We start from the raw sequence: 13,661 nt of genomic DNA on the forward strand, positions 1-13,661 counted from the left end.
GCCAAATGTTTGTAACAGATCTCTTAACGATACCGTTCGACCGGTTCCTGAGAAGATTTGCGATTGGCCTCTAAATTCATTGTACCGCCTCTCATTCCAATGAAAATTCCCCGCCATCACACCGTGGGATCAAACACCTAGACAAATCCCCCTGCGCATAAGAACCTGTGACCAAACAAAAACAGGGAGAAGATTGATGAAACTGATTGCTGGCCCAGCTCTGGCCTTACTTTTCTCAACAACCTCGGTGCTTGCTGCGGACGATGGGACCTGCGCCAAAGGCAAGACCCTAACAGAGGGCACCCTGACAATCGCAACAGGTAATCCGGCCTACTATCCTTGGGTAATGAATGACGCGCCCGATAGCGGCGAAGGATTTGAAGCTGCCGTTGCTTATGCCATCGCCGAAAAAATGGGCTTTGGCCAGGAAAATGTCACCTGGGTTCGCACAAGTTTTGACGAGGCGATTCAGCCCGGCGCAAAGAACTTTGATTTCAACATGCAGCAGTACTCGATCACGCCCGAGCGCGAAGAAATGGTTGATTTCAGCCTGCCATATTACACCTCGGCCATGGCGGTTTTGACAACCCAGAACGTTGTCGATTCCGGTGCAGAAGCGACGTTGGACGGCCTTAAGGATTTGAAGTGGGGCGCTGTGGCCACGACAACCGCGATCCCGATGCTGAACGACGTGATCCAACCGTCGAGTGAACCGCTGCTTTACAATGACAATGCTGATGTGAATGCGGCCATCATGGCTGGCCAGATCGATGCCGCAATTTATGACCTGCCTACGGCACTCTATCTGTCGGCTGTCGTGGTCGAAAACGGTGCATTGCTTGGCCAGTTCCCTCCGGAGCAATCCGAAAGTCCTGATCAGTTCGGCCTTTTGATGGAAGAGGGCAACGCCTTGAAGGAATGCGTCAACGCGGCCATCACAGAATTGACCGAAAGCGGCGAGCTCGCGGCGATTGAAACCCAATGGCTGTCCGAGGCTACAGGTGTGCCGGTCATCGAGTAGATGGAAGAAACGTCATTGCAAAAAGACTCGGTTGAGCACTCTGCCGCGACGCCAACGCGTCGCGAGGTTTATGAAGCCGAGGTACGGCGTCGCTCAAATCGCATCGCGCTGATTTCAGTGGTCAGCGTGGCTCTTGCCATCGTCGTCCTCGTCCCGCTCGCCCCAGGTTGGGAGGCCGTACAACGCTCGTTTTTCAACGGCCGGGTCTTCGCCGAGACGTTTCCCGGATTGCTCGAAGCCTTTCTGATGAACGTGATGATTTTTGCCTGGTCTGCACCGCTGATCGCGATCACGGGACTGGTTATCGCGCTGTGTCGGGACACGCGCGCACCTGCGCTTTTTCCGCTGCGGCTGTTCGGCATTGCATATACGGACATCTTCCGTGGCCTGCCAGTGGTTCTTGTAATCTACATTATTGGCTTTGGCGTGCCCGGGTTGGGCCTGCCGAGACCCTGGAACAGCCCCTACATTTGGGGCACGCTGGCGCTGGTTTTGGTCTATTCAGCCTATGTGGCCGAGGTGATCCGCTCGGGCATTGACTCGATCCATCAGTCGCAGCGATCCGCCGCGGCCTCGTTGGGGCTAAGTGATCAGGACACCATGCGCTATGTGGTCCTGCCGCAGGCCATACGAAACGTCGTTCCTGCCAATATGAACCTGTTCATCGCTTTGCAGAAGGACGTAGCGCTATTGTCCTTTATCGGCCCGGTTGAGATTTTCCGACAGGCTGGTGTTTACAAATCGCTCTATGCCAATTTTACGCCTTATGTGGGCGCAGCGCTTATCTTTCTTGCGCTGACCATACCAGCCACGCGGTATGCGGACTACCTTATGAATAAACAGAACAGGGCCCGTACATGACAGCAAAGTTATCCTTGCGAGGGGTGCGGAAACGGTTCGATGATCACGAGGTATGCAAGGGCATTGACCTGGACGTAGCTGAGGGCGAGATGGTGTGCCTGATTGGCGCCTCAGGCTCTGGCAAATCCACACTCTTGCGCTGCATGAACCTGCTCGAACCCATCGATGACGGGGAGATCTGGCTGGATGGAAAGGACATCTCTGAACCGGGGCTGGACCCACAGCCGGTGCGTCAACAGATCGGCATAGTCTTCCAAAGCTATAACCTCTTTCCTCACATGACAGCGGCAGAGAACGTAATGCTCGCGCCACGCCGTGTACGCGGGCTGAGCAGAGATGACCTGCGCCCGCGGGTGACCCAGCTTTTCACGCGCTTTGGGCTGGGTGAACGGATGGAGCACTATCCAGACCAACTATCGGGCGGTCAGCAGCAGCGGGTGGCTATCATCCGTGCGCTGGCGATGGAGCCGCAGATCATGCTGTTTGACGAGATTACAAGCGCACTGGATCCCGAGCTGGTAGGCGAGGTTCTGGACGTGCTGAGGGACCTGCGAAAGCAGGGTATGACCATGGTACTTGCCACCCACGAAATGGGCTTTGCACGCGAGCTGGCGGACAAAGTGTGTTTCCTGGACGCCGGACGCATCCTGGAGCAAGGCCCGCCAGAGGTGCTCTTTTCCCAACCAAGCGAACCGCGCACCAAGGCATTCCTGTCGCGCGTGTTGTGATACCGCGGATATCGTGCAGCGTCACGCCTGGGGCCTATGTTAAACAATGTACCGGTATTCCAAACCGATGCTCATCTGCGTTTCCCACCCACGTCCAATTCGTAGGTTCTGCCAAGGCAGGCGGCTTAAATTACATGAATGAAAAGCCTATTTTGCGTGACACAATATCGACACGCTATCGATCAGCGACAGCGGATTGTTAGCCAGTGCTTGCACTAGGATTTCACGTTCACCAGACAAGGCATAGTTTCGAGGCAGAGGCATGCACAATGGAAACCGACCGACGCGCGCCAGTCCTTCATTCTTGATTGTGGAACCAAATTCTCAGATTGGCAGCGTCTAAGTGACGGGATCGGCGCGGATGACTGGTTTTGCGACCCACAAGCGGCTTATCAAAATGCACCGTCGAAACCACTCACGATAGGCTACGAAAATAGTTTCGAAGGTCAAATGACCCGTCGGCGCTGAAAAATCGATACCTTGTCATCCCATCATTTCTAAGCCGTGCAAATGTTTCGGTTACGGAACATCTGCAGAAGTCTTCGAAAGCAACCCGATGGAAACACTGAACTGGATGACCCGACAAGATACGTCCGAGATCGCGCTTCAACGTGGGTTCACGTGAATTTATCTGAATGAATTGGGGTTTTCACCCTGCCGACCGGGCAATTCGCAGTTTGTTCAGCGGCTACAGTGCAGCTGTCCAGACCCGGTAACGCCCCTGCCCCGTTACCTCTCGGATCAAACCCCGGTTCATAAAACGGTCGATATTGCGTTGCACCGCAGCGCGCGAAGCCTGTGTCAGGTCCTCGGCCAGCGGTGCCGACACCATGGGCCATGCGGTCAGCGCGTCGATCAGGCGCGGTGGCGTGCGGCCGCTCAGGTCACTTGTCGCCTCGCGGGCGCGCTGATCCCAGGCGCTGACCCGATCCAGGTGCAACAAAGCCGCTAATATCGACTGCCCTGCCCCCCTGATCCAGGCCGCGAGTTTTTCTTGCGGCTCACCAACCCCACGCAACGCCCCCGGACCCGACAACGCCAACGGCATGAAGATCGCCCCACCCCGCCCCATCGACGCAGCATGTCGGGCTGCAATGATCGCTGCCTCAGTGTCCTGACCAGGGCTTTCCGAAAGGGCGCGCCAAGCATGAAACCCGATGGCTGCCTGCGTGACGGGATGCAAGCCTTCCACATTCTGCATAATCTCAGCCAAATCGGCGACGGCCTCTGGCATGTCTTCGATGCCCTGTGCCATGCGATCAAGAAAAGCGGTCAGGCCAGTGGCCCAGCCGCCCTCTGATGGCCCAGCCCCTGCAGTTAGTCTGCGCACAGCCCAGCCTGCCCGGAACATCGCCTGGACATCATCGCCGGTTGCGCCAATCCGTAATCCCACCCACAACGCAAGCCGGTCGACACCGATCCTATCCCCTGTCCACCAACCCAGATCAGACACATCCATCAGCGCCAGCCGGTGTCCCCACCCGGTCGGGCCTGCGCGCAAACGTTCGTCCAACGCCCCGAACGTGGCTGCCAGTTCGGCCAGTTCATAAGACAGCTCGGCCTGGGCCGCACGCCAGTCCCTTGGATCAAACAGCAGGCGGCGATCGACCACCGGACCGGGCGGCAGAAAAACATCCTGCGCCAGGTCCTCATCCGGGGGGAGGAACCAAAGATCATCATCCTCAGGCGGATCTGTGTCATAGATGCTGGGAGGACCAACCACATCGTCGTCTTCCGGGTCCGGCATCACAGGTTTCGTCGTCATGCCCGCTATATTTCGGACATTTCGTGCGGTTCACAAGACGTATTTCGCCCTGCCCCCGGTTAGCCGGCGAATGTTGTCGTCAGAATGTCCAGTTGCTGGTCAAGATCGGTCTGCTCGCTGCTGCCGATCAGCATATATCCATATCCATCCTGCGCCCATGTCGCAGTGGCAACACCACTTATCGCCGCAAGTTTGACATCCTTTGCTGGCGCGCCCTCACCCTGGCGGATCACACAAAACGCCAACGGCTGACCCTGATCATCCGCAAAGACAACCTGAATCAGAGGTTTCCCCTTAAAAGACAGAACCTGAGCGCGTTTCAATTCCAATCCAGGCAGCGTTTCAAGCGCATCCCGGTTAAGCGACCGGCCCAGCTGTGCCTCAGCCCGCGCAAACTGCGCATCAAGCGCAACCGGAGAATTGTCCAATGATGCAATCGTGTCCGGTGAATAAAGTGACTGGTAGATTGCCGCCTGTTCGGCCCACCCCATCGGCTCGGGGCGTGTGGCCCAGAACGTTGCGGACACGGCCACGACCGCCACTGACGCCGCAACTGCCATCAAGCGCCAGGGGCCGCCCGAGGTGCGGGCCGTACTGACCGGCATTGGTTGCGGCAATTCAATCTGTGGCGCGTCTGCAGGAATGTTTTCGAACACTGATTGAACCACAGGTGCCAGCAGGTCCAGTGTCATCAGGCGTTGTTCCAGCGCAAGATCGGTCTCGATCGCCGCTTCGATTGCGGCGGCCTCGGCTGCATCCGCATTGCCTTCCAGATACGCCTTCAGCGTCTCGTCGGAAAACTTCATTTGCCACTCCGTCGAACGGTGTCTGCCGCATCATGCTGCATCACGTTTTTCAGTTTCTGCCGGGCGTTAGACAACCGGCTCATAATAGTCCCTATCGGAACCTCCAGCAACGCGGCGGCCTCGCGGTAGCTATATCCCTCAACAAACACAAGCATGACTGTCTCCCGCTGCGCTTCTGGCAACTGCATCACTTGTGTAAACACCTCAGCGGCGAAAATATTCGTTTCTGAATCCGGTCCGACCGAAATTAATTCGGCTTCGGGCGTCACGGACAGCGCTTGGGCCTTGCGCACCGAGCGTGCGCGCACCTCGTTCAGCCAGATCGAGCGGCAGATCGTCATCAGCCAACTGTCCAACCGATCATGCGATGTGACCTGATGATGACGCTCCAACGCGCGCAAACACGTCGATTGCAAAAGATCATCTGCAACGTCCGACGCCCCCGATAGTGCAAGACCAAACCGCCAGACCCGCTTGGAATGCGTCTGGATTGCGCCGCGCACGGCCTGTTCGGAGTTAATTTCGGGACTCATCGAATAAATCGCGACCTGTGTGTGTTTGTCATTCACGGACCGGGCCCGCGAGGTCAGGACTGACATAACCCGAGGAGGAAAGAAATGAAACTTCTGTTGAAGGCAGTCACAATCGCGTCGGCAATTGTTGCAACCCCGGTTCTTGCGCAAACTTGGACGCTGGACCCTGAAGGCTCGCATCTGGCCTATGGTTCGATCAAAAAAGACACCGTGGGTGAGGTAAACTCTTTCACAGGTCTCTCCGGTCAGGTTGGACCCGACGGAAAAGCCGATATTGAAATTGACCTGTCATCGGTGGAAACCAATATCGACATTCGCAATGAACGTATGGTCGAATACGTGTTCCAAAAAGCGGGTACAGCATCACTGACGGCGCAGTTCGACATGGCAGATGTAACGGCCCTGAGCGTTGGCCAAACCACGATTGTCGATGTCGATGCGATGCTTTCGCTGGCAGGCACAGATGTAGCGTTTGATGCCGAGATGTTTGTGGCGCGCCTGTCTGAAACATCAGTCATGGTTTCAACAAATGACATGGTGTTCATCAATACAGAAGATGCAGGCGTCGATGCGGGTGTGGATAAGTTGATGGAATTGGCCGACCTGCCCGGCATCACACGGACCGTACCCATTACAGCGCGTCTGATATTCAACCTGGACGAAAAGAAAGCCCAAGCCGAACCTGCCGCCACAGCCGTAACTGCTGCGGTTGCTATCGAAGGTGACGTCAAAGCAGGTAAGAAGGTGTTCCGCAAATGCAGCGCTTGCCACAAGTTGGACGAAAACCGCCATACGGTGGGCCCATCGCTTCACCGCATTATCGGCGCTACGGCGGGTCAGGCTGACGGATTTAAGTTCTCGGAACCTCTAAAGGGGTCGGGTATCGTATGGACAACCGACACCCTGACCGCCTTTCTAGCGGATCCCAAAGGCACAGTTCCGGGCAACAAGATGCAGTTTCGCGGCCTGAAAAAGGAATCCGATATCGTGAATGTGATCGCCTATTTGCAAGCCGAAGCACAGGGTTAAACCTGAACCAATCTAATAAAGCGGGTTCCCTTTACACGCATCGCCACGCTATCCCTTGTCTGACCTCAGACAAGGGAGACGCGCGGCATGAGCGACACGGTCAAACTGACACTGGACGAGATCCGGAACCTCAGCCTGTCCATCCTGACCAAGTCGGGGTTTGGCCCGGAACACGCGGCCGCAATTGCCGATGTATTGACGACCTGCCAGGTCGACGATTGCCAATCTCATGGGTTGTTCCGCCTGTTCATGTGCAATGACACCATGAAGACCGGCAAGATTGACGGGCATGTGGCCCCGGCTCTTGCGCCTTCGGATAATGCCATTGTTCGTGTTGATGCGCGCGGCGGCATGTCTTTGCTGGCTTTCCGTGAAGCGTTGCCTGTGCTTATCGAAAAGACCCGCACCCACGGCATTGCTGCAATGGCAATCAACCGCTGTTTTCACTTCTCGGCCCTTTGGCCCGAAGTGGAAAGTCTGTCTTCAGAAGGTCTGGCCGCGATGGCGATGGTGCCCAGCCATAGCTGGGTCGCACCGGCTGGGGGAACTCGGGGCAGTCTGGGTACGAACCCATTGGCTTTCAGCTGGCCGCGCCAGGGCAAAGATCCGTTTACTTTTGATTTTGCGACCAGCGCCTTTGCCCGTGGTGAGATCGAGCTCTATCGCCGGGCAGGCAAGCCCCTGCCCGAAGGCGTGGCCATAGACAAGGACGGCAATCCGACCACCGATCCGCAAACTGCGATGGAGGGCGCGATGCTGACTTTCGGCAGCTACAAAGGGTCTGCCCTGTCGATCATGATCGAACTGTTGGCTGGTCCGTTGATCGACGACCTGACCAGCCTCGAAAGCATGGAATTTGCGGAAGGCCAAGGCGGAGCGCCCTATCATGGCGAGGTCATTCTGGCCTTTGACCCCGCACAGTTCAGCGGTGGTCGTGCTGCAGCAAATGATGAGCGCGCCGAACGCTTGTTTGCCGACATCGTCGATCAAGGCGCGCGTCTGCCGTCGCAAAGACGTTTCGAGGCGCGAGCGCGCAACACGACCCGCGGTTACGTTGAGATCGCAAAAACCCTGCACAAAGATTTGCTGGTTTTGGCCGAACAGGCTTAACAACTTCGATCGTCTCTTTCCCTTGGCGGAGCGGCTGGCCAAGAAGTGCCTCCCAAATGAATTCAGGGGGCATCCTTGGACCGCATCGCCCGCACCATCGCCACCGAAATCAACGCCCGCCCTGAACAGGTCGATGCAGCGAATGGCGGAAAATCGGGCTGCGCCCTCAGCATCACGGTTGGCCGCTGGATATCGGCTTTATTCACCAAGCATTACTCTTCTAAAAGTTCACGAATATTGGTATCTAACTGCGCCGTGAAACCTTTGTCATTGCCTGGGTTGGCAGCGCAATGGCCCCAAGGGGATTTGTAAGGGCGGAAGATGGCGCGAGGTATGTGGTGGGCCTCAATTTCATTGTCCTCTGGAGGGAAATAGAGGTCCTGAGTACAGGGCATCAGAATGGCACGAGCCTTGATGGCGCTCAGCGCCAGTTTGTAATCCCCATTGTAAAGCGGCCCGGCTGAGATGTCGCCTGCCTGCCAAGTGGCAAGCTTGGCCAGCAGATTGTTGGCATCCCAGCCCTGCACATGGTCCTGCTCCCAATCCTGCATCAGTTCTTCAATGGATTGAAATCCCAGCTGCCGATATAGCCCCTCGCGATAGAAGGTCTGAGAGAAGGCCCAGCCTGCGTAAACCCGGCCAAAGGCTCTAAGCCCGGCCTCTGGTGGGCTGTCATAATTACCGCCGTTCCAATTCTGATCCGCGCAAAGGGCGGCCTTGACCCCCTCGAGGAAGACAAAATTATGCGGTGAGGTTTTGGCTGAGGCGCAGAAAGGCAGGATCGCCTGCACTATGTCCGGGTATTGCGCCGCCCACTGGTAGGATTGGCAGCCCGCCATTGACCAGCCCGCGACAAGGGCGATTTTATCGATCCCCAGGTGATCATGGATCAACCGATGCTGGGCAGTGATGTTGTCCCACATCTGCACCAAGGGAAAACGCGGGCCGTCCTGCGGCGCAGGCGCATTCGATGGCGACGACGAACGACCATTGCCGAACAGGTTCGGGCTGACGATGAAATGGCGGCTTGGATCAATCGCGCGACCCGGGCCAAAGAACCCCTCGTTACGGGAATTAGTGCCGGTATAAAACGTGGGCAGAACGATGACGTTGTCACGGGCGGCCGACAATGTGCCGTAGGTCTGATAGGCAAGCCTGGCATCCTTCAATACCTCGCCCGACAAAAGTGGAAGGTCGCCAAGCTCGTATATCTCAAAGTCCGACACCATCTGGTCATCTCCTGCCTCAGTAGAGTCGCAAATATTCCTGCACTTCCCAATCGGTGACCGATTGGTGATACCGCTCCCACTCGTCGTTTTTGTATTCGAGATATGAATTACGCATCACCGGGCCCATCACATGTTCCGCCATGGCATCGCCACGCAAGGCCTCGATCGCGTTAAACAGGGTCCGCGGCAATCGGCGGATTCCGAGCTCGGCAAGTTCAGCTTCGGTCTTAGAATAAAGATCAAAATCCGTTGGTTCGCCCGGATCGGTCTTTTCTTTGATCCCCTTCACACTGCAGCTCAGATGCATCGCCATTGCCAGATAGACGTTCATGGTCATGTCGCAGGCACGGTTTTCGATGCAGTGACGGCTTTGCGGCAGGCGGAACTGGGCCGAGCGGTTGTTGAAGCCATATGTGATATTGGTCGGAGCCCAGGTGACGGTGCCGCCTTCAAAACCGCCAACGCGCGGCACCAACCCGTTATAGGAATTCACGGTCGGACAGGTGATCGCCGTGATTGCTTCGGCATGCTGCATCAGCCCGCCTACGGCCCAGCGGCTTTCGTCGCTCCAGTTGCCATCGGGTGTCTCAAAAATGTTTTCGCCGGGGCGACTTTCATGCTGCATCGACATGTTGATATGCGCCCCGGACCGCCAGTCCCCCACAGTTGGCTTGGGCATGAAGGTCACAAACAACCCATGCTGTTTGGCCACCTCTTTCAACGTGATGCGCAGAAAAGCCAACCGGTCGGACATTTCCAGCAGGTTGGTATAGTGGAAATCAAGCTCAAACTGGGAATATGCACCCTCGGCCACCACGTCATGCAGGTTCCATCCCAAACCTTCGATGATGTCGATCAGGGTTTTAAGGAATGGCATCGAGTCGATGGAATACTCAACATCATAGCCAAATGCCTGACGACGCGGACGAAGCCCATCTGCAGGGTCATCGTCAAATGCCTTTACCGGCTGCCCGCCGTCGTCATATTTCATCACGATAAACTCGGGTTCTACCCCGGCGTAACCAGTGTACCCTTCCAGCGCGGCCTCGTGCATGGCGCGTTTCAGGGCCTGACGCGGACAAACGTTGTAAGGAGCGTATTCCCAGTAGAGATCCGAGAAGATGATCGCCATCGATGTGTCCCACGGACAGACGTAGACGGCATCGAGATCCGGAACCACCACCTGATCGCTGTCGGCGGGGCTTAGCTCGGGCACGTAAGAAATCGAATGCACCGCGAACTGTGGCCCTTTCCCAAGGCATAGCAGTTCAAAATCACTCATTGGTACGGGTTTGGTTTTTGGAATACCGTGCAGGTCAATCCAGGCGGCCATCACGTATTTGACACCAGCCTCCTCCAGACGTTGCCGTACCTCTGCGATACGCGGGCGGTTACGCTCGACAGCGTCATGGAAAGTCTCGTAGTAGATGCGGGTGCTGGCATTATCTTTGGGCATTCGGCGTCCTCCCATCGAATGGCAATCAGATTTGGTTCACCGAGGGTGACCCCTCAGTGTTGGTGCTGGTTTCGGTTGTTCTGTCGCTCAGCGAAAAGGTGTTCAGCCGGGGACAAAATCGTCTGGGTCGATGCCCGGAACCTGCGTGATCCCGGCAAGCTGTTTCCAGTTGTGAGGGTAGGCGGCATAGAAGATCACGCATTTGCCGTCCGACTCGTAGGAAATGTGGTTGTCCTTGGGGACAAACAGCACGTCACCACGATTGCAAACATAGCTTTTGCCATCGCAAACAAGTCGGAACGTGCCCTCAAGGCAATAAATGATCTCGTCGCAGGTCAGATCCCAAGGCACCTTGATGTTGTTCAGGACGTTGATGCCACCGCACATGGACTTGCTGAATTCGCTGGTGACCATCGGTTTGATGTAGGTGTCGCTGTCGCCCATCGAGTCGTAGCGATTTTGAACCAGATCGAATTTGAAAAGTTGAGGTGTGTCACCCATTTGGTCAGCCTTCCTGTGCCAGGTGTTTCAGTATGGATTCGTTCAATTCGACCTTGTAACCATCGGGGTCCTCGCAAAAGGCGATGACCCTTGTGCCGTTTTTCATTGGCCCCGGTGGGCGTGTGATGTTTACCCCCGCCGCAGCCAGCTGTTCACACGCGGCATAAACATCCGGCGTTTCGATGCAGATGTGACCCCAGCCGTCGCCTTTGTCATACGGCGTGCCCTGATCCCAATTGGCGGTCAGCTCCAGCGTAGGAAACTCGGCCTCAGGCCCATAGCCGATAAAGGTATTGGTGAATTTGCCTTCGGGATAATCCGTGCGCCGCTGCACTTTCATACCCAGAATTCCGCAATAGAAGTCCAGTGACTTCTCCATGTCTGTGACCCGCATCATCGTATGGGCCAGACGAAACCCTTTGGATATGGACTTGTTCATCGTTATTGTTCCTTCTTGCTTAGGCACCAGCTACGTCGCGCTCGATCAGATCCTGAAAGGCGCGCACGCTGTCTTCCCAAGCGGGCGACAACAGGCCTCCATCCTCGGCGACTGGTGACTTGCGGCCCTCAAACATGCGTTCAACCATCTCGTGATCTTCCTTGTGGACATCCCACCATAGGTTTCTGAGGGCTTGTATTTCATCAGCGCTCAGTTCCTGGCCTTCTGTCGTGTAAAGTGCTCGGTACTGGCGCATTTTTCCGGGGCCGATGGGCACGTTCAGATAGACGCCCAGTTGGTCCGGGAAATAGCGGCCCAGAATGAAATTGGGGTACAGGGTCAGATAGCGAGAGCTGACACCCAGACTGCCGGATGTGCCCAACTCTTCGTTCAGGTCCACGGCGCTGCCAATGCAGGTGCCATCGGTGATGGTATAATGGTTCTCCAATGGTTGATCAGTGGTTGAGGCATGGACAAACTGAACGTGGTAGGGCTCGATAAAGTTCTCCATGATCAGCTTCCAGTTGGTGCCAATCTCACCAAAGTCGAGCAGGCCAATTGGTTCCACTCTGGTGAAATCCATCCCCTCCAGCCGGCTAATCAAAGGCGCAGCATAGTCTTCGAATTCAGGCGCGTTCCCATCCAGATTGACGAAAATCCAATCATGCCAGACATGGGTGCGTACAGGCTTGAGGCGATGATTTTTGATGTCAAAGCCGTCGAACTCCTGCTTACCGGTTCCGGCAAAATGAGGTGCGGCCCGCAGGCGGCCATCCAGGTCATAAGCCCAAGCGTGATAAGGGCAGCGGATCAGCTTGCCGACGTTCTTAGGCTTGTCGACCAATGTCATGCAGCGGTGCAGGCAAACATTGTGAAACACCTGAATATCGCCATCACGACCGCGCACCGCCAGCAGTGGCAAGTCTGCGCAGGTGATTGGATGTGCATCACCGGGGTTGGCCATCTGATGGGCAAAGGCGATGAACACCCAGTTCTTGGCCAGGACAGTCTGGCATTCCCTCTGCCAGAACTCTTCGCTGCGATACGCCCCGGCGGTCAGCCCGTGCTGAGGCCCTCCAATGGCCTGGGCTCTATCCTCGGCAATTGTCATTTGTCCTCCCTTCGACACTGCCACCTGTACCCGTCAGTCCAACGACAGGCGCATGGTTTTTCCGTTTCTCGCGGTCTTCCTACTTGCCGGCTCTGTCTCGCCGCGCCGGGACTTGAGGTTTTGACTGCGAATATCGAATTTCTCGTCCAGTTTTTTCCGTTTTTCGCGACTAATTGGAATTTTGAGGCAAGAATCAGAAATGATCTGGTCAAAAAACGGCATAGTGGTGCGAATTTCGCATAGCGGGATCGTGTGGATTGCGAAAGGCGCAATTCCAACGGAATTTTACAGAAAATCTGGCAATCGACTCGCGTCACCGTCCTTGGAATCTACGGTGTCGAGGGCAATGGATGTCGTTTTCCGCACTTCCCGCCACAGAATTCACAGGGGAGAATTGCGGATTTCGATGTCCTCACCTAGTCTCAGCTACGAATGCAGCAATCGAGCATCGGGTATATGGCAGTCAAAAAGCAATCAAACATGCGCGCCACCGCACAGAGCATTAGGTCCCCAAAGGATGACTTGAACCAACAGATCATCCGGCTACTGCAGCAAGATGGCCGGATGGCCTTTTCTGAGATTGCGCAGCAGTTGAACGTGTCCGAAGGAACCATCCGCAACAGGGTGAGCGGTCTGCGAGACAATAACATGTTGCGGATCGTCGCGATGTCCGATCCTGTGGCCACAGAGTACACAACCGACGCGATGATCGGGTTGAATGTGGCTGTTGGTGTGACCCCACGCCAGGTGGCGGAGCGGCTTGAAAAGAACCCGAGGGTAGTTTTCATCCTGTGGGTCGCGGGCCGTTATGACCTGATTATCGAACTCGTCAGCGACGACGGTGACGCACTAAAGGAATTTCTTGAACATGAAATCCACGCGAGTGACGATATTGCCAAGGCCGACGTTATGCCGGGGCTGCAAAATTTCAAGAACCAGTTCCTGCTGAAGCAGGGTGTGAGGGAATGACTAGGGAGCTGTCCACAGATGGAAATGCCGGCGACACATAGTTCTGCCTCCAGCGAATGAACTCATCCATTTTCGCAGCGCGTCCTTCATCCAGCATCTAAAC

Annotated in this window: 15 protein-coding genes; 6 read left to right on the plus strand and 9 right to left on the minus strand. The window is 55.9% G+C overall.

The genetic code is table 11. The features are described from left to right. Positions 1-193 precede the first annotated feature (193 nt). From AC2FI8_RS08580 to AC2FI8_RS08590, 3 genes are read left to right on the plus strand one after another with little or no spacing between them, the layout of a single operon-like run. A complete protein-coding gene (locus AC2FI8_RS08580) occupies positions 194-1,021 on the plus strand; it encodes an ABC transporter substrate-binding protein (protein WP_496778474.1) in 828 nt (275 codons plus the stop codon). Then, positions 1,022-1,882 (plus strand): amino acid ABC transporter permease, encoded by an 861-nt coding sequence (locus AC2FI8_RS08585; protein ID WP_058273739.1) that lies wholly within the window; start codon positions 1,022-1,024, stop codon positions 1,880-1,882. Next, the gene (locus AC2FI8_RS08590; RefSeq protein ID WP_496778476.1) at positions 1,879-2,610 is read left to right on the plus strand and encodes an amino acid ABC transporter ATP-binding protein; all 732 of its coding nucleotides are present in this window, start codon (positions 1,879-1,881) and stop codon (positions 2,608-2,610) included. Before AC2FI8_RS08585 ends, AC2FI8_RS08590 begins: the two co-directional genes overlap by 4 nt. Positions 2,611-3,298: 688 nt before the next feature. Here the strand turns inward: AC2FI8_RS08590 and AC2FI8_RS08595 are convergent. From AC2FI8_RS08595 to AC2FI8_RS08605, 3 genes are read right to left on the minus strand one after another with little or no spacing between them, the layout of a single operon-like run. Next, on the minus strand, positions 3,299-4,375 hold the full coding sequence (locus AC2FI8_RS08595) for a helix-turn-helix domain-containing protein (RefSeq protein ID WP_496778478.1): 1,077 nt from the start codon (positions 4,373-4,375) through the stop codon (positions 3,299-3,301). A 59-nt stretch (positions 4,376-4,434) separates the two neighbouring features. Beyond that, positions 4,435-5,181: an anti-sigma factor gene (locus AC2FI8_RS08600; protein WP_496741138.1), complete on the minus strand. Its 747-nt coding sequence runs from the start codon at positions 5,179-5,181 to the stop codon at positions 4,435-4,437. Continuing rightward, a complete protein-coding gene (locus AC2FI8_RS08605) occupies positions 5,178-5,714 on the minus strand; it encodes an RNA polymerase sigma factor (protein WP_496724944.1) in 537 nt (178 codons plus the stop codon). Before AC2FI8_RS08605 ends, AC2FI8_RS08600 begins: the two co-directional genes overlap by 4 nt. 84 nt (positions 5,715-5,798) lie before the next feature. Between AC2FI8_RS08605 and AC2FI8_RS08610 the strand changes: the two genes are divergently transcribed. Both AC2FI8_RS08610 and AC2FI8_RS08615 read left to right on the plus strand, forming a co-directional pair. Next, complete coding sequence (locus tag AC2FI8_RS08610; RefSeq protein WP_496778480.1) at positions 5,799-6,743, plus strand: c-type cytochrome; 945 nt, start codon at positions 5,799-5,801, stop codon at positions 6,741-6,743. Between the two features lie 87 nt (positions 6,744-6,830). Continuing rightward, positions 6,831-7,853: an Ldh family oxidoreductase gene (locus tag AC2FI8_RS08615; RefSeq protein ID WP_496778483.1), complete on the plus strand. Its 1,023-nt coding sequence runs from the start codon at positions 6,831-6,833 to the stop codon at positions 7,851-7,853. 62 nt (positions 7,854-7,915) lie between these two features. On the opposite strand, the gene AC2FI8_RS08620 is transcribed toward AC2FI8_RS08615, so the two are convergent. From AC2FI8_RS08620 to AC2FI8_RS08645, 6 genes are all read right to left on the minus strand, one after another. Further along, the gene (locus tag AC2FI8_RS08620) at positions 7,916-8,059 is read right to left on the minus strand and encodes a hypothetical protein (RefSeq protein WP_496778485.1); all 144 of its coding nucleotides are present in this window, start codon (positions 8,057-8,059) and stop codon (positions 7,916-7,918) included. A gap of 6 nt (positions 8,060-8,065) precedes the next feature. Then, the gene (locus tag AC2FI8_RS08625) at positions 8,066-9,082 is read right to left on the minus strand and encodes an alpha/beta fold hydrolase (protein ID WP_496778487.1); all 1,017 of its coding nucleotides are present in this window, start codon (positions 9,080-9,082) and stop codon (positions 8,066-8,068) included. Positions 9,083-9,098: 16 nt separating this feature from the next. Next, positions 9,099-10,538 (minus strand): glutamine synthetase family protein, encoded by a 1,440-nt coding sequence (locus AC2FI8_RS08630; RefSeq protein WP_496778489.1) that lies wholly within the window; start codon positions 10,536-10,538, stop codon positions 9,099-9,101. A 102-nt stretch (positions 10,539-10,640) separates the two neighbouring features. Beyond that, positions 10,641-11,039: a cupin domain-containing protein gene (locus AC2FI8_RS08635; RefSeq protein ID WP_108859955.1), complete on the minus strand. Its 399-nt coding sequence runs from the start codon at positions 11,037-11,039 to the stop codon at positions 10,641-10,643. 4 nt (positions 11,040-11,043) lie between these two features. After that, positions 11,044-11,478 (minus strand): lactoylglutathione lyase, encoded by a 435-nt coding sequence (gene gloA, locus AC2FI8_RS08640; protein ID WP_496778491.1) that lies wholly within the window; start codon positions 11,476-11,478, stop codon positions 11,044-11,046. A 19-nt stretch (positions 11,479-11,497) separates the two neighbouring features. Next, positions 11,498-12,589, minus strand: a complete 1,092-nt coding sequence (locus AC2FI8_RS08645; protein WP_496778493.1) for an aromatic ring-hydroxylating oxygenase subunit alpha — start codon at positions 12,587-12,589, stop codon at positions 11,498-11,500. Between the two features lie 522 nt (positions 12,590-13,111). On the opposite strand from AC2FI8_RS08645, the gene AC2FI8_RS08650 reads away from it, so the two are divergent. Next, positions 13,112-13,558 carry an Lrp/AsnC family transcriptional regulator gene (locus AC2FI8_RS08650; RefSeq protein WP_496741150.1) on the plus strand — a complete coding sequence of 149 codons (447 nt, stop codon included), beginning with the start codon at positions 13,112-13,114 and terminating at the stop codon, positions 13,556-13,558. Positions 13,559-13,661 lie beyond the last annotated feature (103 nt).

It is taken from the genome of Ruegeria sp. CDSB029, assembly GCF_059611125.1.